This is a genomic window from Ruminococcus sp. 1001136sp1_2201st1_G3_2201SCRN_220225 (genome assembly GCF_040924365.1).
Lineage (GTDB): Bacteria > Bacillota > Clostridia > Lachnospirales > Lachnospiraceae > Blautia_A > Blautia_A faecis.
In genome coordinates this window covers 1-16184 of sequence record NZ_JBCOME010000013.1, presented here as the reverse complement: position 1 = coordinate 16184, position 16184 = coordinate 1, and the positions used below count along the sequence as shown (strand labels likewise).

Here is a 16184-nt window from a genome sequence, read left to right as displayed (position 1 = left end):
TGTTAAGGAGGAACAATCTCATGCCAATCAGCGAGAGCATGGTACAGGATATTGTACAGGAAGTTATGGCGAAAATGCAGATTGCAGACGCTCCGGCCGGTAAACATGGAATTTTCAAAGATATGAACGAAGCCATTGAGGCAGCGAAAGCTTCTCAGAAGATCGTTCGGAAAATGTCCTTGGACCAGAGAGAAAAAATTATTACCTGCATTCGAAGAAAAACAAAAGAAAATGCAGAAATCCTTGCTCGTATGGGCGTTGATGAGACCGGAATGGGAAATGTAGGAGATAAGATCCTGAAACACCATCTGGTAGCAGACAAGACCCCAGGCACAGAAGATCTCAGCACTACAGCTTGGTCAGGCGACAGAGGACTTACTCTGATCGAGATGGGACCGTTTGGCGTAATCGGAGCGATCACTCCGTGTACGAATCCAAGTGAGACCATTCTGTGTAATACGATCGGTATGCTGGCAGGCGGAAATACAGTTGTATTTAACCCACATCCGGCAGCAATCAAAACATCTATTTATGCGATTAACCTTCTGAACGAAGCATCCCTGGAATCAGGCGGTCCGGACAATATCGCAGTTACAGTAGAGAAACCTACATTAGAGACAAGCAACATCATGATGAAACATAAAGATATCCCGCTTATCGCAGCAACAGGCGGTCCTGGCGTTGTAACAGCAGTCCTTTCCTCTGGAAAACGTGGAATCGGCGCTGGCGCAGGAAATCCTCCGGCAGTTGTAGATGAGACAGCAGATGTAAGAAAAGCTGCTCAGGATATCGTAAACGGATGTACATTCGATAACAACCTTCCGTGTATCGCAGAGAAGGAAATCGTAGCAGTTGCTTCTATTACAGATGAGCTTATGCATTATCTGGTAAGTGAGAATGACTGTTACCTTGCTTCCAAAGAAGAGCAGGATAAACTTACAGCAGTTGTTCTTGCAGGCGGCAAGCTGAACCGTAAATGCGTTGGACGTGACGCAAGAACATTACTTTCCATGATCGGAGTAAATGCTCCTGCAAATATCCGCTGCATCGTATTTGAAGGACCGAAGGAACATCCACTTATCGCTACAGAGCTTATGATGCCGATCCTTGGCGTTGTAAGGGCAAAAGATTTTGATGATGCAGTAGAGCAGGCTGTATGGCTTGAGCATGGCAACCGCCACTCTGCACACATTCATTCCAAGAACATTGACAATATCACCAAATATGCGAAAGCAATCGACACCGCAATCCTTGTTAAGAATGCACCTTCCTATGCAGCACTTGGATTCGGCGGAGAAGGTTACTGTACATTCACAATCGCAAGCCGTACTGGTGAAGGACTTACAAGTGCAAGTACATTCACCAAGAGAAGACGCTGCGTAATGGCAGACAGCCTTTGCATTCGCTGACAGGAGGAAACATAAAAATGGACATGAATAACGTAAATATCGAAGAAATCGTAAAACAGGTTCTTGCTGGAATGGCTGGAACAGCACCGGCAGCTTCTGCATCAGCAGCACCAGTTGCACCAGCTGCAGCACCGGCAGGCGCAATCCCGAAAACTGCACACGTTGCAGTACTTACTGAAAAAGAGCATTTTGATATTAAAGAGTACCCGATTCCGGCACTTGGTGATGACGATATCCTTGTTAAAGTAGAAGGCTGCGGCGTTTGCGGTACTGATGCTCACGAATTCAAGAGAGACCCATTCAACCTGATCCCGGTTGCACTTGGACATGAGGGAACTGGTGAGATCGTTGCCATGGGTAAAAATGTTAAGACTGATACAGCTGGAAAACCGGTTAAGATCGGTGACAAAGTTGTTACCTGTATGATCTTCAAGGATGATCCGGAGATCACTATGTTCGACCTGAACAAGAAAAACGTTGGCGGAGCTGACGTATACGGACTTCTTCCAGATGATGACATTCATCTTAACGGATGGTTCTCTGATTACATCTTTATCAGAGGCGGAGAGTTCGGAAGCACATTCTTCAACGTAAGTGATCTTGATCTGGATTCCCGTATCCTGATCGAGCCATGTGCAGTTCTTGTACATGCAGTTGAGAGAGCAAAAACAACTGGTATCCTTCGTTTTAACAGCAGAGTTGTTGTACAGGGATGCGGACCAATCGGTCTCATCTGTATTGCAGTTCTTCGTACCATGGGTATCGAGAACATCTGTGCTGTAGATGGAAATCAGCAGCGTCTTGATTTCGCCAAGAGAATGGGCGCTACCATGAGCGTAAACTTCATGGAGCACAAAGGAATCGAAGCACTTTCTGAAGCTGTTAAAGATCAGTTTGGCGGACATCTTGCAGACTTTGCATTCCAGTGTACAGGATCACCTGTTGCTCATGCAAACATCTACAAATTCATCCGTAACGGCGGTGGCCTTTGCGAGCTTGGTTTCTTCATCAATGGTGGAGATGCTACAATCAACCCGCACTTTGACATCTGCTCCAAAGAGATCACAATCGTAGGCTCCTGGGTATACACCTTAAGAGATTACGTTACAACATTTGACTTCCTTAAGAGAGCAAACGCAATCGGACTTCCAATGTCTGAGCTGATCACAGACAAGTATCCGCTTGAGGAGATCAATGAAGCATTAAAGAAGAACCTTGCAATGACCGGTCTTAAGATCGCAGTTGTAAATAAATAATTGCCGGATAAAGGAGAATCAAGATGGCAGAAGCTGTAGGAATCTTGGAGGTGTTCGGACTGGCAACAGCATTTGTGGCGGCCGACGCCGGCTGCAAGGCAGCAAATGTCCATCTGGAGGTTTTTGATAAAAATAAACCTGCAAATGCGGACAGTCTGCCGGTACCGCTCCTTGTCTGCATCAAGTTCCGCGGAAGCGTTTCTGATGTAACAGAGGCTGTGGAAGCTGGAATCAGAGTAGCAGAGAGTATGACCGGTGTGGTACAGCACTACGTAATACCAAATCCGGAACCCGGTACACAAAAAATGCTGAAAATCAGCGCACTGGATAAGGATTAATGATTGCTAACCAGTGAATTTAAGTCTATAATAAAAACGAACAAAGTCATGCGGAGCATGGCAGGTACCTCACAGCAAGTACGCTGGAGCGTACTTGAAAAGTCGAGATATATCAGGAGGAATTCATCATGGCACAGGAAGCTTTAGGAATGGTAGAAACCAGAGGACTTACAGCTGCAATCGAGGCAGCAGATGCAATGACAAAAGCAGCAGAGGTTACACTGGTTGGTACAGAGAAAATCGGATCCGGTCTTGTAACTGTTATGGTTCGCGGTGATGTCGGAGCTGTTAAGGCAGCAGTTGAGAGTGGAAGCGCAGCAGCATCCAGACTTGGAGAGCTTGTAGCTACACACGTAATCCCAAGACCTCATACAGATGTGGAGAAAATCCTTCCAAGCATCTAATGAACTATAAGGAGTTCGCTCATGAGTAAATCATATGGTTTTATTGAAATCACAGGTGTTGTAGCGGCCATGGATGCCCTGGACATCATGTGTAAAACGGCAGACGTTGAGCTGGCGTCATGGGAGCGTAAGCTGGGCGGACGACTGGTGACCATTATTGTACAAGGCGATGTGGCAGCTGTTACAGAAGCCGTGGAAGCGGCAGCAACAAATGCCATCAAGAAACCGGCAAGCTATGCAGTAATTGCCAATCCCCATGAGGAAATCGTCAAAATGGTGGAGCTTAGCGCAAGTCGATGGAGAAAGAAAAAGGGGGATGAATAATGGCTGACGAAGAAAAGAAAGAGACAGCGAAAAAAACAGCCCCTAAAAAGGCAGCCGCTCCGAGAAGAACGGCCAGAACAACCAGAGCAAAAGCAGCAGAAGTAAAGGCAGAAGAGCCGAAGACCACTGCAGCTGACAAAGAGATTACAGAAACCAAACATATAGAAGCTGAGAAACCAGCAATTCATAAGGAGGAAAAAATCATGACACAGGAAGCATTAGGAATGGTAGAAACCAGAGGACTTACAGCAGCTATCGAGGCAGCTGACCAGATGTGCAAAGCAGCTAACGTTGCATTAGTTGGAACAGAGAAGATCGGATCCGGTCTTGTAACTGTTATGGTTCGTGGAGATGTTGGAGCAGTTAAATCTGCAGTAGAGAGCGGAAGCGCAGCAGCATCCAGACTTGGAGAGCTTGTAGCTACACACGTAATTCCGAGACCTCATGCAGATGTTGAGAAAATCCTTCCAGTTCTGAAATAATATAAAAGTTCCAGACAGCAGCCATGAATGAGCCGTGCTTGCATGAGCGAATTCATGGATGCTCCTTACTTTTATAATGTCTGCTACGGCAGACATTACCGAATTTCAGGAAGAAAGCAGGTGTACTTTTGGAAACCAATAATGTTGAGCTGATTACCAGAATGGTACTGGATGCTCTCAATAAAAAAGAAGAAAAAGGCAATGGCTTCATGGTGCCCATCGGAGTTTCCGCAAGACATATCCACCTGACGCAGGAACATGTTGAAGCTTTATTTGGACCAGGATATCAGCTCACCAAGAAGAAAGAGCTGATGGGCGGACAGTTTGCCTCCAATGAGACAGTAACTATCGTTGGACTGAAGCTCCGTGCAATTGAGAATGTACGTATTCTCGGACCGGTCCGCAAGGCTTCACAGGTTGAAGTATCAGCTACAGACGCAATCAAGCTTGGTATGAAAGTACCGGTGCGTGAGTCTGGAGATGTTAAGGGAAGTGCTCCTATTGCAATTGTCGGACCGAAAGGTGCGATTTATCTGAAAGAGGGATGTATCGTAGCAATGCGTCACATTCACATGTCCCCGAAGGATGCCCAGGCAGCCGGTGTGAAGGATGGAGATATCGTATCTGTTAAAGCAGACAATGAGAGAGGAACCATTTTCAATCAGGTGAAGATCCGTGTAGACGACAGCTTTACACTGGAGATGCACATTGATACAGATGAAGCAAATGCAGCAAAAATTGCCACAGGCAATACAGTTACAATTATAAAGTAATGTTTTGGAAATCATTTCCTCATTACTAAAATAAAGTGTTCAGCCATGCTGGTTCTGAAAATGACAGATGCATGGCTGAACTGATATAAAATTTGGAGGTTCACATGATAGTTGGCAAGGTAGTAGGAAGCGTTGTTTCCACAAGAAAAAACGAAAAGCTGATCGGCAATAAGTTTATGATCGTGGAACCGGTTCATCACATGAAAGGTGACCTCAGTCAGATTGTTGCGATCGATATTATCGGTGCAGGAATCGGAGAATATGTATTGGTGGCACAAGGAAGCGCGGCAAGAATTGGCTGCGGCGTAGAAACAGCACCGGTAGATGCCGCCATTGTAGGTATCGTTGATGACGGTGCAGGATTGGAGTAACGCCATGGATATCAAAGAATTACAGAATATTATACAGGAGAATGGTGTAGTTGGTGCCGGTGGTGCAGGATTCCCTACATACATGAAGCTGACAGACAAAGCAAATACCATTCTTATGAACTGTGCAGAGTGCGAACCTTTACTGAAATTACACAGACAGTTATTAGAGAAGCACGCTTACGAAATTATGAAAACCTTCCATATGGTTCAGGAAACGGTTGGAGCTTCTGAAGCCATTATTGGAATCAAAAAATCTTACGTTCAGACAGTAAATGCTCTGAAACAGCATATTGAAGAGTTCCCTGGAATGCGCATTCACCTTCTGGATGAAGTGTATCCGATGGGAGATGAGGTTGTACTGATCTACGAAGCAACTGGTAGAGTTGTAAGACCTGGCGGACTTCCTATTGAGCAGGGAGTTGCTGTATTTAACGTAGAGACATTGTATAATATATACCAGGCAGTAGAGAAAAAAGAGCCTGTAACAGCCAAATATGTGTCTGTTGTAGCTGAGGTAAATCATCCGGTAACTGTAAAAGTACCTCTTGGATGTACTATGGATGATGTTGTTGCCCAGGCAGGCGGAACTACTGTAAAAGATCCGGTTTACTTTATTGGTGGACCGATGATGGGAAGAATCGGAAAAGGTTCTGACCCTGTGACGAAGACAACAAATGCGATTCTGGTTCTGCCAAAAGACCATTTAATCGTACAGAAGAAGATGCGGACTTCTGCTATAGATTTAAAACGTGCAGCATCTATTTGCTGCCAGTGTAATACTTGTACAGATCTTTGCCCACGTAACAATCTGGGACATCCGATTGATCCAGCCCGCTTCATGCGTGCAGCTTCCAATCAGGATTTCAGAGATGTTAATCCATACATCAATGCAAGCTTCTGCAGCTCCTGTGGAGTTTGTGAGATGTATGCATGTCCTCAGAGCCTTGCTCCAAGAACACTTCTTGCAGACATGAAGGGCGGACTTCGTAAGGCAGGTATTCGTCCTCCTCAGGGAGTACAGCCAGTACCAGTTAAGGAATCCCGAGAATACCGCAAGGTTCCGGAAGAACGCCTGATGGCACGTCTTGGTCTTACAAAATATGACAAAGACGCACCGATGGACGAGACACTGGTTGATATTCCAAAGGTTAAAATTCTTCTTAGCCAGCATATTGGAGCACCTGCTCAGGCAATTGTAAAAGTTGGAGATCAGGTGACAAGAGGTCAGATGATCGCTTCTCCTGCCCAGGGCTTAAGTGTTGGTATCCATGCAACCATCTCCGGTAAAGTTACCGAGGTGACAGACCGCTGGATCGTAGTTGCAAAGAATTAGAAAGGACGTGCAGAAAATGAGTAAAGCAATCGGAATGATTGAATTCAAAACTACAGCTACCGGCGTTACTGCAGCAGATGCAATGGTTAAGACATCTGATGTAGAAATCGTTGAGGCGCAGACCGTGTGTCCGGGTAAATATATTGCAATTATTACCGGTGATCTCAGTGCGGTAAAAGCTGCCGTAGATACAGCTGTAACAACATATGAGGACAAGTGCATTGACAGTTTTGTACTGGGTAATCCGCACGAGTCTCTTTTCCCGGCTATTTATGGAACTACTCAGGTTGAGGAGATCAGTGCGCTGGGAATTCTTGAAACATATGATGCAGCTTCCATTATTGAGGCTGCAGATCAGGCTGCAAAGACTGCAATTGTAGATCTTATTGAGCTTCGTATTGCAAAAGGCATGTGCGGAAAATCTTACATGATGATCACTGGTGAGGTTTCTGCTGTATCCGCATCAATCGACAGAGCGAAAGAGCTTGTTGCTGAAAAAGGCATGTATCTGGATTCCTCTGTTATTGCACATCCGGATAAGAGAATGATCGACAGCCTTCTGTAATTCTGGTCTGACCAATAAAATGAACGCGGAGGGGACCTGAACATGCTTGCGTTAGAGAGACGGAATCTGATCCTTGAGAAATTACAGAATGAGAAGCGCGTAGTAGTAAGTGAACTGAGCCAGTTATACGGTGTCTCTGAGGAAACCATCCGACGGGATCTGGACAAGCTGGAGAAGGAAGGGCTTGCCATTAAAAGTTATGGCGGAGCTGTGATCAATGAAGATGTGAGCATTGATCTCCCTTTTAATGTGCGCAAGAATCAGAATGTAGTTGGGAAACAGAAGATGGCGGAAATTGTAGCCTCTCTTGTGCATGACGGGGAACATCTGCTTCTGGACGCCAGCACTACTGCAGTGTTTGTGGCAAAGGCATTAAAAGAGAAGGAGCGTCTGACTGTGATCACCAATTCCATGGAGATCCTTCTGGAACTGGCAGATGTGTCAGGATGGAATATTATTTCCACAGGTGGGATGATGAAGGAAGGCTATCTGGCTTTCCTTGGATCCCGGACAGAAGAAGTCATTCGCTCTTATTTTGTAGATACCGTTATTTTTTCCTGTAAGGCTCTTGATGAGAACTGGGGAGTAATGGAATCACAGGAAGCTTTTGGAACAGCAAAGAGAGCAATGCTGGATTCAGGACGTAAGAAAATCCTGGTTGTGGACAATACGAAATTTGACCAGACCGCATTTTCCGTTGCCGGAAGATTGCGGGATGTTGATATCGTCGTGACAGATGCGAAGCCTTCTGAAAAATGGCTGAAGCTTTTTAAAGAAGAGGGCGTGGAGTGCAGATATCCGGAATCTGTCCGATAGAAGCTTTCTGCTTACAAAAGAAAGCTGCAATAAAGGAGCATTGAATTATGAAAACTTTTGAAATGAAAACAGTCATCCATTTTGGTGACAATGCCCTGGATAGACTGGCAGAACTGCCATACAAAAAAGTTCTGGTGATCACAGATCCATTCATCGCAAAAGGGAAAATGATCAAGCTGATCACAGACCCATTGAGACGCGGTGGCAAGGAGTTTGAAGTATTCAGTGATGTTGTGCCGGATGCACCGGTAGGAAAAATCGCAGAAGGTGTAAAGAAGTTCCTGGAGTATCAGCCGGAGGTTGTAGTAGCTGTCGGAGGTGGCTCTGCAATTGACTCATCCAAGGCAATCCGTGAGTTTGCCCTGAAGATCAACAATTACGGCAAAGTAGGTCTTATTGCAATTCCTACTACCAGTGGTACCGGATCTGAGGTTACCTCTTTTGCAGTTGTAAATGATACAGATAATCATGTGAAGTATCCGCTGATCTCAGACAGCCTTACAGCTGATGAGGCAATCCTGGATGCAGAACTGGTAAAGAGCGTTCCGCCCTCTATCACAGCAGATACAGGTATGGACGTACTGACTCATGCAATTGAGTCTTATGTAAGTATCAATCACAATGAATTTTCATCTGCTCTTGCTGAAAAGTCAATTGAAATCTGCGGAGTCTTTCTGTTAAGAGCATACCTTGACGGCGGCGATATGCATGCCCGTCAGAAAATGCATGTAGCTTCCTGTCTTGCCGGACTGTCTTTTAATGCTGCAGGACTTGGAATCACACATAGTATGGCACATCAGCTGGGAGCTATTTTCCATATTCCGCATGGACGTGCCAATGCAATGCTGCTTCCGCATATTGTAGAATTTAATGCAAATATCAACAAACATAGCAGAAGCCAGCAGGAATATCTTCCGGCAGTAAAGCGATATGCCAATATTTCACATATTCTTGGACTGAGTAACTACAACAAAGTAATGTCTGTAAGATCTCTTGTAAACTGGATTCAGTTTATGCAGAAGGAAATGAATATTCCGCTTACGATTAAAGAAATGGGAACTATTTCTGAGGATGAGTATTTTGCAGCAATTGACAAAATGGCAAACCTGGCGCTTGCTGATGCCTGCACAACTGCCAACCCAAGAGTCCCAACAAAAGAGGATATTGTGAAGATTTACAAGAAATTGTGGTCATTTTAATGAATTTAAGAGTTGCTGTCTAGCAACATATAAGAGGCTTTGGACAGATACTGTGGAATTGCGGTTATTTGTCCAGAGTCTGTTTATAACTAATGTAGTGAATGTAAGATAATGTGGATTATTTTCTGTTTTTGCACAGATATTGTCTTATATTCAGTGTATTGGTGCATAATAAAATCCATTTTGCCGGATGGGTAAAATGTCAGGAGAAAGTCGTATGAGTATTTATACAAAGAATGGTGACAAGGGAACTACCAATCTTGTCCATACGAAAAACGTTTCCAAAGCGGATGATCGAATCCAGCTGGAGGGAACCATAGATGAACTTTCCTGCCATATTGGAGTGTTGAAAACCATGATCAGAGATGGAGATACCATCCGTTTTCTGGAGAAGATCCAGGAAAATCTGACCAGAATTGATGCAGGAGTGGCAGATCCATATAATAGAGAGTATAAGATCAATGATGACAAGACAGAGCTTTTAGAGGAAGAGATTGACCGTTTGACGGGGCTTTTTCATATGCCGAAGGAGTCCTCATTACCTGGGGCTTGTCGCTTGTCTGCTGAGATTGATGTGACTTGGGCTGTGGCCAGAAGAGCGGAGCGTGATCTTGCCGCTGTAAGTGTAAAGTTTGGTTCTGACACAGGAAGCAAGAAATATATGAACCGTCTGGCCGACTATCTGTATGTGCTTGCACGCTACGAAGAAGCGGAGGCAGCAGGTCAGAAGACGGGAACGTCAAAGCTTGTAGAAACTGACGCATCTTCTGAAAATACGGAACTACATGCAAGTGGAACTGAGAAAGTGGCAGGAGGAAGCGTGAGCGTGGATACGAAAGTTGAAAATTCTCTCATATCTGGTACCTCTGATTCTGTAGACGAAGCTGTAATTCAGGCAGTACTGCGCCGCATGGGTATGCAGAATAAGATTACACTGGATGGAGCGAAGAAGCTGATCGGGAAAATCGAACAGGAAGCCCTTCGTCGCGGTAAGAAAGCGGTGATTGCAGTTTGTGGTCCGGAAGGAAATCCAATTGCCGTTCATGTAATGGACGGAGCATTTCTGGTAAGCTTTGATGTCGCTTTGAAAAAAGCTTATACTTCTGTTGCGGTGAAAATGTCCACCATGGAATTATCTAAACTGGCTCAGCCAGGCGGAACTTTTTATGGCGTAGATAAGATGGATGGTGGAAAAATCGTGATTTTCGGAGGCGGTGTGCCGTTGAAATCCGGAGATACGATTATCGGAGGTCTTGGTATAAGCGGAGGCACAGGAGAGGAAGATCACAGCCTGGCAGAATATGCATTGTCCGTATTACCGGAAATATTGTAGTTGGAATATAGTACAAGGATTATGACAGGGAAAGGCTATTTTTTCAGGAAAGAGAAAAAGCCTTTCTTTTTTTCGTACGGAGCTTTTGAGACAGAAAGCAGTTTATAACCTGTTTTATCAATAGTCTCTTTCAGTTTTGCTTCATCAAGATCATTTTCTGTAAGGATAATCGTCTCTCCTTTTGTATGGGATGAGGTGACTTTTTTTACAGAAAAGTTATTACGAATACTTTCGTTAATGTGGGATTCACACATTCCACACATCATTCCGTCTATTTTTAATGTAATCTGCTGCATAATTTAATCTCCCTTTTTTAATAGATTTGCCATAAATGTCCTGGCGGTATGTTTTCAAACACGCTCTAAGCTGTGTAATCAAATTTCACAAAGGACAGCTCGCAGTTTGCAATACGGCTGCAGATATTTACTGCTGAATACATTACCACGGAAAATTCTCCGTCAATAGTATCCACATGAAGATAACGTCCGTCAGCGGAGATTCTGGCGTGTTTTACATCGCCTCGCTCTGTCAGTTCTTTTATGATTTCATTTGCCAGGTCTTCCGTAACAGTTTTTGATAAATGATAACATCTTCCCATGATTCAACAGCTTCCTTTCGTCATACTTATGTTAGTTGCTTCTAATTGAAAATATTATAGCACGTTTCAGAAAAAAGAAAACTTCAGTTACAGATAAAATTTATCATTTAAGTGTCGAATTATGTGAGAATTTTACGACCGAATTTCGTTGTAATGGCAACCGGCTTTTGTTAGAATAAAAGAAACGAAAGAGAAAAACAATTTCTGATTTTCTGCGGCGTTCTGCAGCAGTATGTGCGGACAGTTTTCTGCCATGGGCTAATCTGCCTGATCAGCAGCAATTCCATCATCCGGTTACTTGAAAACCTGCTACATAAGGGTCCTGGAATAAGAGACCATTCTGGAAAAATGGCATATATAGCGAAAACAAGAATAAGCTATGGCTTTTTTCGAGTCTTAACAGCAAAAGAAAACGCATAAAATGCGTCAACGTAGCCTGTAAAAAATACAGGAATGATTCTCTGTCGTTTTTCTTACGACGAAAAAAATCACATCTTTAGCATATCTGAGAAATAAGAGAAAAAGAAGTCAATTCTTTTTTTGTGGGCGGGCATCCGGCCAATGCTCGCCCTCCTAATCAGCTTTTCTTATATTTTCCTGGTGTAGTTCCTTTGTATTTTTTAAATGTACGTATAAAATAGCTCAGATCATTAAATCCATTTCGATATGCAATATCTGTAATAGAATCATCGGTTGTGGAGATTTCATAGCAGGCTCTCTCAATGCGCTGCCTGTTCAGATAATCCATGGGAGTCTGATGGGTCATTTCGGAGAAAAAACGGCAAAAGTATTTGGGTGACATGGATACGGAGGCCGAAAGCTGTTTTAGTGTCAGAGCCCCCGTATAGTTGTGCTCAATGAAATCAAGTACCTGTTTCAGCTGTAAAATTCTCTTATAATCACGTCTTGCGCGTGTTATACTTTCAAGATAGTAATGATTACTAAAAATAATGCCGAAAAAGTGGTAAAATTGTCCAATTACAGTGAGCTCGTAGCCAGGTTCTCTTTTCCAAAGAGAATCAAAAAGACTGTTTATTGTATTGCAGATTTCTATATGCTTTGGTGTAAAATGATGATAGATCAGAATTTCCTGATGAATAATCTTCTGCATATATCCTGCACAAACAGAATTATTTTTGAGGAAAACATTTCCGTCGAAAACAATGCACTGATAAAGACAATTATCAGGAATTCCACTGTGAAGAATTCCACTATGTACAAAAATGATGTCTCCAGCTGTTGCAATGAAACTTTTTTCGTCTAAAGTGACAGTGAGAGAGCCCTCAAGAATACGAATGATTTCATATTCTACATGCCAGTGATAGGACATTACATAGCGCGGATGAGCCTGATCAATATGATGAAATTCAAAAGGAAAATCATATGTTCCCCTTAAACGGTCTTCATTATGGTCCAGATCCTGCAAAATAAATTCCTCCTTAAGTTAATTTGATGGATTTTTTACAAAATGATCAAAAAAGTGAATATTGTACTATTTTTTGCCATTATATCACAAGTAATTACGGTTTGGCAATTGTATACTATGAACTATAGGAAACAGGGAGGTTTTTTAGTGAAACCTCTTAAAAAAGAATATATTTATTATGGAGGTAATGAATCATGGCAAAGAGCAGATTAGTAGGCAGCTATCCGGTTATCGGTATCAGACCAACAATCGACGGACGTAGAGGAGCACTCGATGTCAGAGGATCTCTTGAAGAGCAGACAATGAATATGGCTAAATCCGCTGCGAAACTTTTTGAAGAAAACCTGAGATATTCCAACGGTGAGCCTGTTAAAGTTGTTATCGCTGATACAACAATCGGACGTGTAGGTGAAAGTGCTGCATGTGCTGACAAATTCCGTAAAGAAGGTGTAGACATCACACTTACTGTTACACCGTGCTGGTGCTATGGCGCAGAGACAATGGATATGGATCCTCAGACAATCAAAGCTGTATGGGGCTTCAACGGAACAGAAAGACCAGGAGCAGTTTACCTTGCATCCGTTCTTGCTACACATGCACAGAAAGGTCTTCCGGCATTCGGTATCTATGGACATGATGTTCAGGAAGCTGATGACACATCTATCCCGGCAGACGTTGAAGAGAAATTACTCAGATTCGGACGTGCAGCAGTTGCAGCTGCTTCCATGAGAGGCAAATCCTATCTGCAGATCGGTTCCGTTACAATGGGTATCGGCGGATCTATCATTGATTCCGATTTCATCGAATCCTATCTTGGAATGCGTGTTGAATCCGTTGATGAGGTAGAAATCATCCGTCGTATGACAGAAGGCATCTACGATCACGCAGAATTTGAGAAAGCTCTCAAATGGGCGAAAGAGACCTGTAAGATTGGTTGGGACAAGAACCCTGAAGAACTGCAGTTCTCCCCAGAGAAGAAAGAAGAGCAGTTTGAGTTCGTAGTTAAAATGGCAGTTATCATCAAAGAGCTGATGAACGGCTGCGATAACCTTGATCCTGCATTCTCCGAGGAAGCAATCGGACACAACGCTCTGGCAGCTGGTTTCCAGGGACAGAGACAGTGGACAGATTTCTATCCAAACGGTGACTTTGCAGAAGCTATGCTGAACACATCCTTCGACTGGAACGGAGCTCGTGAGCCATACATCCTCGCTACAGAGAATGACGTTCTCAACGGACTTGGAATGATGTTCATGAAACTTCTTACAAACAGAGCTCAGATCTTCGCTGATGTTCGTACATACTGGAGCCCAGAGGCTGTTAAGAAAGCTACAGGATATGACCTTGAAGGCGTAGCTAAAGAAGCTGGCGGATTCCTTCACCTGATCAACTCCGGTGCTGCTTGCCTTGACGCTAACGGCGAAGCTAAAGATGAAAACGGCAATGCTGTTATGAAACAGTGGTGGGATATCACAGAAGAAGACCAGAAAGCTATCATGGAAAACACTGAATGGTGTATGGCTGACAACGGATACTTCCGTGGAGGCGGATACTCCAGCCGTTATGAAACAAAAGCTCAGATGCCTGCAACAATGATCCGTTTGAACCTTGTTAAAGGACTTGGACCGGTTCTGCAGATTGCTGAAGGATGGACAGTTGCTCTTCCAGCAGAAGTATCTGACAAACTTTGGAAACGTACAGACTACACATGGCCATGTACATGGTTTGCTCCAAGATGCGATGGCAAAGAGGGACCGTTCAAGACAGCTTATGATGTAATGAACAACTGGGGAGCTAACCACGGTGCTATCTCCTACGGACATATCGGAGCTGACCTGATCACAATGTGCTCTATGCTTCGTATCCCGGTATCCATGCATAACGTTCCGGAGAAAGATATCTATCGTCCGGCTGCTTGGAATGCATTTGGAATGGATAAAGAGGGTGCAGATTTCAGAGCTTGCAAGAACTATGGACCTCTTTATAAATAATTAGCTTTTTATAATTTAACTGCTTTCTTTCACTCCCCCAGGACAATGAAGGAAAGCTGAGAGAGCGGGACTTTTGTCTCGCTCTTTTATTGTCTGGGGCTCTTTATCGGACATACATTCGCATGATTTCACGCCCGGATTCCCGATTTTTCTGTGAAATTGTTTATAAAAACACCTCGCGGAACATTACCGGTGAATAGTAACTGTTGCTGTAAAATAATGGGAAAATATGAGAAAAATGGTTGCAAGTTTTTCCTGGTGTGTTACAATGAAAAACAGAAAATGTATATAAGAGGGAAAAGAGGATATATATGAAGAAAAAGCTGGGAATGTTGCTGGCTGTGCTTCTTACTTTTTGCATGACTGTGGGAGTTTTTGCAGATGCAGGAAAGACACAGCAGGTTGATTATAAAACAGATTACTATATGATTGTAGAATCGCCTGATGGCGGTGTTGACATGTATTCAGAGGCAGATGCTTCCAGCCCGAAGCTGAATGATGAGCTGATTCCTAATGGAACTGCGATCCATGTAGAAGGAGAGGTCACAGATGAAGCTGGAAAGGTATGGGTATATGCTCAGCTTCATGGCATGTTTGGTTTCCTGGAAGAGAATTATCTGAAGCCGGCCACTCTTGCCGAGACAGTGGCATCAGAGCTTGCCTTATACGGAAGCAAGGATGCGAATTACAGTATTACAGTCAATGCTAAGGAAGACGGTTCCGTTTGCCTGTATAAAGGACCTGGAAAAAAGTACGGCACAGTTTCCGGAGGCTGTAATATAGCGAATGGTGAGAAGTTATATATTGATACAGAAGTAGATACTGGTAAAGATGGTATCTGGGGACACACAGAGGCTGGTGATGTTTCTGGCTGGGTAAATATTGCAGAAGCCACCAATACGGAAGAGAGTACAGTAGAACTTGTTCCTGAAACTGAGAAAGAAGCGGAAGACAGTTCAAAATCTGTTCAGGATGGAGAGAATACTTCTGAAGTTGGAAAAGCAGGTACCGAAGGCAAAGACAGCAGTGATGTGGAGGCAGAGCCAACAGGCACTCCTACCCCGAAGCCTGAGAAGACAAGTACTCCTGCTCCGAAGCCAACTGAGACGAGTACTCCTGCTCCGGAACCGACTAAGAAAGCAACTGCAGCTTCAGAGCCAACAGAGACAAGTACTCCTGCCCCTGAGCCGACTGAAGCGAGCACTCCTACCCCGGAGCCGACTGAGACAAGTACTCCTACTCCGGAACCAACAGAGACAAGTACTCCCACCCCGGAGCCAAGTGTGACTATTGCGCCTACAGAAGAGGCAACAGTAACAGTTGCTCCTTCAGAAAGTGCAGAACAGGAAGCATCCAGCAAAAATGTGGAGAGCACAGATAAGGGAATGAATTCTGTTATCTGGATTCTGGTTGTAGTTATTATCATTGGCATCGCAGTGGTAATCTGGCTCCTTAAGAAAAAAGGAAAAAATAGTGAATCATAATAAACATGAATAATAAAAGCTCCGCCGGGAATCCGACGGAGCTTTTTAGCTGAAATAAAAAATTATTTGTTGATAACAACAC

18 protein-coding genes are annotated in these 16184 nt (G+C 43.8%); 15 read left to right on the top strand and 3 right to left on the bottom strand.

Annotated features, from left to right (window positions below):
• The first annotated feature begins 20 nt into the window (after window positions 1–20).
• From AB5642_RS06160 to AB5642_RS06100, 13 genes are all read left to right on the top strand, one after another.
• A complete protein-coding gene (locus AB5642_RS06160; RefSeq protein WP_148461168.1) occupies window positions 21–1409 on the top strand; it encodes an aldehyde dehydrogenase family protein in 1389 nt (462 codons plus the stop codon).
• A gap of 17 nt (window positions 1410–1426) precedes the next feature.
• A complete protein-coding gene (locus tag AB5642_RS06155; RefSeq protein ID WP_148461169.1) occupies window positions 1427–2665 on the top strand; it encodes a zinc-binding dehydrogenase in 1239 nt (412 codons plus the stop codon).
• 23 nt (window positions 2666–2688) lie between these two features.
• Window positions 2689–3003 (top strand): BMC domain-containing protein, encoded by a 315-nt coding sequence (locus tag AB5642_RS06150; RefSeq protein ID WP_118577774.1) that lies wholly within the window; start codon window positions 2689–2691, stop codon window positions 3001–3003.
• A 128-nt stretch (window positions 3004–3131) separates the two neighbouring features.
• Window positions 3132–3407 (top strand): BMC domain-containing protein, encoded by a 276-nt coding sequence (locus AB5642_RS06145; protein WP_118577773.1) that lies wholly within the window; start codon window positions 3132–3134, stop codon window positions 3405–3407.
• A 21-nt stretch (window positions 3408–3428) separates the two neighbouring features.
• On the top strand, window positions 3429–3731 hold the full coding sequence (locus tag AB5642_RS06140; protein ID WP_118577772.1) for a BMC domain-containing protein: 303 nt from the start codon (window positions 3429–3431) through the stop codon (window positions 3729–3731).
• A 203-nt stretch (window positions 3732–3934) separates the two neighbouring features.
• Window positions 3935–4213 (top strand): BMC domain-containing protein, encoded by a 279-nt coding sequence (locus AB5642_RS06135; protein WP_022387788.1) that lies wholly within the window; start codon window positions 3935–3937, stop codon window positions 4211–4213.
• A gap of 128 nt (window positions 4214–4341) precedes the next feature.
• Window positions 4342–4986, top strand: a complete 645-nt coding sequence (pduL, locus tag AB5642_RS06130) for a phosphate propanoyltransferase (RefSeq protein WP_117850748.1) — start codon at window positions 4342–4344, stop codon at window positions 4984–4986.
• Between the two features lie 104 nt (window positions 4987–5090).
• Entirely contained in the window at window positions 5091–5357 is a 267-nt protein-coding gene (locus tag AB5642_RS06125; RefSeq protein ID WP_117850917.1) for a EutN/CcmL family microcompartment protein, read from the top strand.
• Between the two features lie 4 nt (window positions 5358–5361).
• A complete protein-coding gene (locus AB5642_RS06120) occupies window positions 5362–6690 on the top strand; it encodes a 4Fe-4S dicluster domain-containing protein (protein WP_118577771.1) in 1329 nt (442 codons plus the stop codon).
• 16 nt (window positions 6691–6706) lie between these two features.
• Window positions 6707–7255 (top strand): BMC domain-containing protein, encoded by a 549-nt coding sequence (locus AB5642_RS06115; protein ID WP_118577770.1) that lies wholly within the window; start codon window positions 6707–6709, stop codon window positions 7253–7255.
• Window positions 7256–7297: 42 nt separating this feature from the next.
• Window positions 7298–8071: a DeoR/GlpR family DNA-binding transcription regulator gene (locus AB5642_RS06110; RefSeq protein ID WP_118577769.1), complete on the top strand. Its 774-nt coding sequence runs from the start codon at window positions 7298–7300 to the stop codon at window positions 8069–8071.
• 47 nt (window positions 8072–8118) lie between these two features.
• Window positions 8119–9270 carry a 1-propanol dehydrogenase PduQ gene (locus tag AB5642_RS06105; RefSeq protein WP_368371496.1) on the top strand — a complete coding sequence of 384 codons (1152 nt, stop codon included), beginning with the start codon at window positions 8119–8121 and terminating at the stop codon, window positions 9268–9270.
• Window positions 9271–9487: 217 nt separating this feature from the next.
• Entirely contained in the window at window positions 9488–10603 is a 1116-nt protein-coding gene (locus AB5642_RS06100; protein ID WP_173717927.1) for a cob(I)yrinic acid a,c-diamide adenosyltransferase, read from the top strand.
• 35 nt (window positions 10604–10638) lie between these two features.
• Here the strand turns inward: AB5642_RS06100 and AB5642_RS06095 are convergent, their stop codons facing one another.
• The 3 genes from AB5642_RS06095 to AB5642_RS06085 all read right to left on the bottom strand — a co-directional run bounded on the left by AB5642_RS06095 (window position 10639) and on the right by AB5642_RS06085 (window position 12627).
• The gene (locus tag AB5642_RS06095) at window positions 10639–10899 is read right to left on the bottom strand and encodes a heavy-metal-associated domain-containing protein (RefSeq protein WP_173734867.1); all 261 of its coding nucleotides are present in this window, start codon (window positions 10897–10899) and stop codon (window positions 10639–10641) included.
• A 65-nt stretch (window positions 10900–10964) separates the two neighbouring features.
• Window positions 10965–11201 carry a hypothetical protein gene (locus AB5642_RS06090; protein ID WP_118577765.1) on the bottom strand — a complete coding sequence of 79 codons (237 nt, stop codon included), beginning with the start codon at window positions 11199–11201 and terminating at the stop codon, window positions 10965–10967.
• 577 nt (window positions 11202–11778) lie between these two features.
• Entirely contained in the window at window positions 11779–12627 is an 849-nt protein-coding gene (locus AB5642_RS06085; protein ID WP_173734868.1) for an AraC family transcriptional regulator, read from the bottom strand.
• Between the two features lie 194 nt (window positions 12628–12821).
• Here AB5642_RS06085 and AB5642_RS06080 point away from each other — a divergent pair, with 194 nt between their 5' ends.
• Both AB5642_RS06080 and AB5642_RS06075 read left to right on the top strand, forming a co-directional pair.
• The gene (locus AB5642_RS06080) at window positions 12822–14618 is read left to right on the top strand and encodes an L-fucose isomerase (protein ID WP_118577763.1); all 1797 of its coding nucleotides are present in this window, start codon (window positions 12822–12824) and stop codon (window positions 14616–14618) included.
• A 311-nt stretch (window positions 14619–14929) separates the two neighbouring features.
• A complete protein-coding gene (locus tag AB5642_RS06075) occupies window positions 14930–16102 on the top strand; it encodes a hypothetical protein (RefSeq protein ID WP_173734869.1) in 1173 nt (390 codons plus the stop codon).
• The last annotated feature ends 82 nt before the right edge of the window (window positions 16103–16184 follow it).

Excerpts from the sequence above, each read along its gene's own strand:
- AB5642_RS06160 (WP_148461168.1), top strand. The coding sequence starts at position 21 with ATGCCAATCAGCGAGAGCATGGTACAGGATATTGTACAGGAAGTTATG.
- AB5642_RS06155 (WP_148461169.1), top strand. The coding sequence starts at position 1,427 with ATGGACATGAATAACGTAAATATCGAAGAAATCGTAAAACAGGTTCTT.
- AB5642_RS06150 (WP_118577774.1), top strand. The coding sequence starts at position 2,689 with ATGGCAGAAGCTGTAGGAATCTTGGAGGTGTTCGGACTGGCAACAGCA.
- AB5642_RS06145 (WP_118577773.1), top strand. The coding sequence starts at position 3,132 with ATGGCACAGGAAGCTTTAGGAATGGTAGAAACCAGAGGACTTACAGCT.
- AB5642_RS06140 (WP_118577772.1), top strand. The coding sequence starts at position 3,429 with ATGAGTAAATCATATGGTTTTATTGAAATCACAGGTGTTGTAGCGGCC.
- AB5642_RS06135 (WP_022387788.1), top strand. The coding sequence starts at position 3,935 with ATGACACAGGAAGCATTAGGAATGGTAGAAACCAGAGGACTTACAGCA.
- AB5642_RS06125 (WP_117850917.1), top strand. The coding sequence starts at position 5,091 with ATGATAGTTGGCAAGGTAGTAGGAAGCGTTGTTTCCACAAGAAAAAAC.
- AB5642_RS06120 (WP_118577771.1), top strand. The coding sequence starts at position 5,362 with ATGGATATCAAAGAATTACAGAATATTATACAGGAGAATGGTGTAGTT.
- AB5642_RS06115 (WP_118577770.1), top strand. The coding sequence starts at position 6,707 with ATGAGTAAAGCAATCGGAATGATTGAATTCAAAACTACAGCTACCGGC.
- AB5642_RS06110 (WP_118577769.1), top strand. The coding sequence starts at position 7,298 with ATGCTTGCGTTAGAGAGACGGAATCTGATCCTTGAGAAATTACAGAAT.
- AB5642_RS06105 (WP_368371496.1), top strand. The coding sequence starts at position 8,119 with ATGAAAACTTTTGAAATGAAAACAGTCATCCATTTTGGTGACAATGCC.
- AB5642_RS06100 (WP_173717927.1), top strand. The coding sequence starts at position 9,488 with ATGAGTATTTATACAAAGAATGGTGACAAGGGAACTACCAATCTTGTC.
- AB5642_RS06095 (WP_173734867.1), bottom strand. The coding sequence starts at position 10,899 with ATGCAGCAGATTACATTAAAAATAGACGGAATGATGTGTGGAATGTGT.
- AB5642_RS06090 (WP_118577765.1), bottom strand. The coding sequence starts at position 11,201 with ATGGGAAGATGTTATCATTTATCAAAAACTGTTACGGAAGACCTGGCA.
- AB5642_RS06080 (WP_118577763.1), top strand. The coding sequence starts at position 12,822 with ATGGCAAAGAGCAGATTAGTAGGCAGCTATCCGGTTATCGGTATCAGA.
- AB5642_RS06075 (WP_173734869.1), top strand. The coding sequence starts at position 14,930 with ATGAAGAAAAAGCTGGGAATGTTGCTGGCTGTGCTTCTTACTTTTTGC.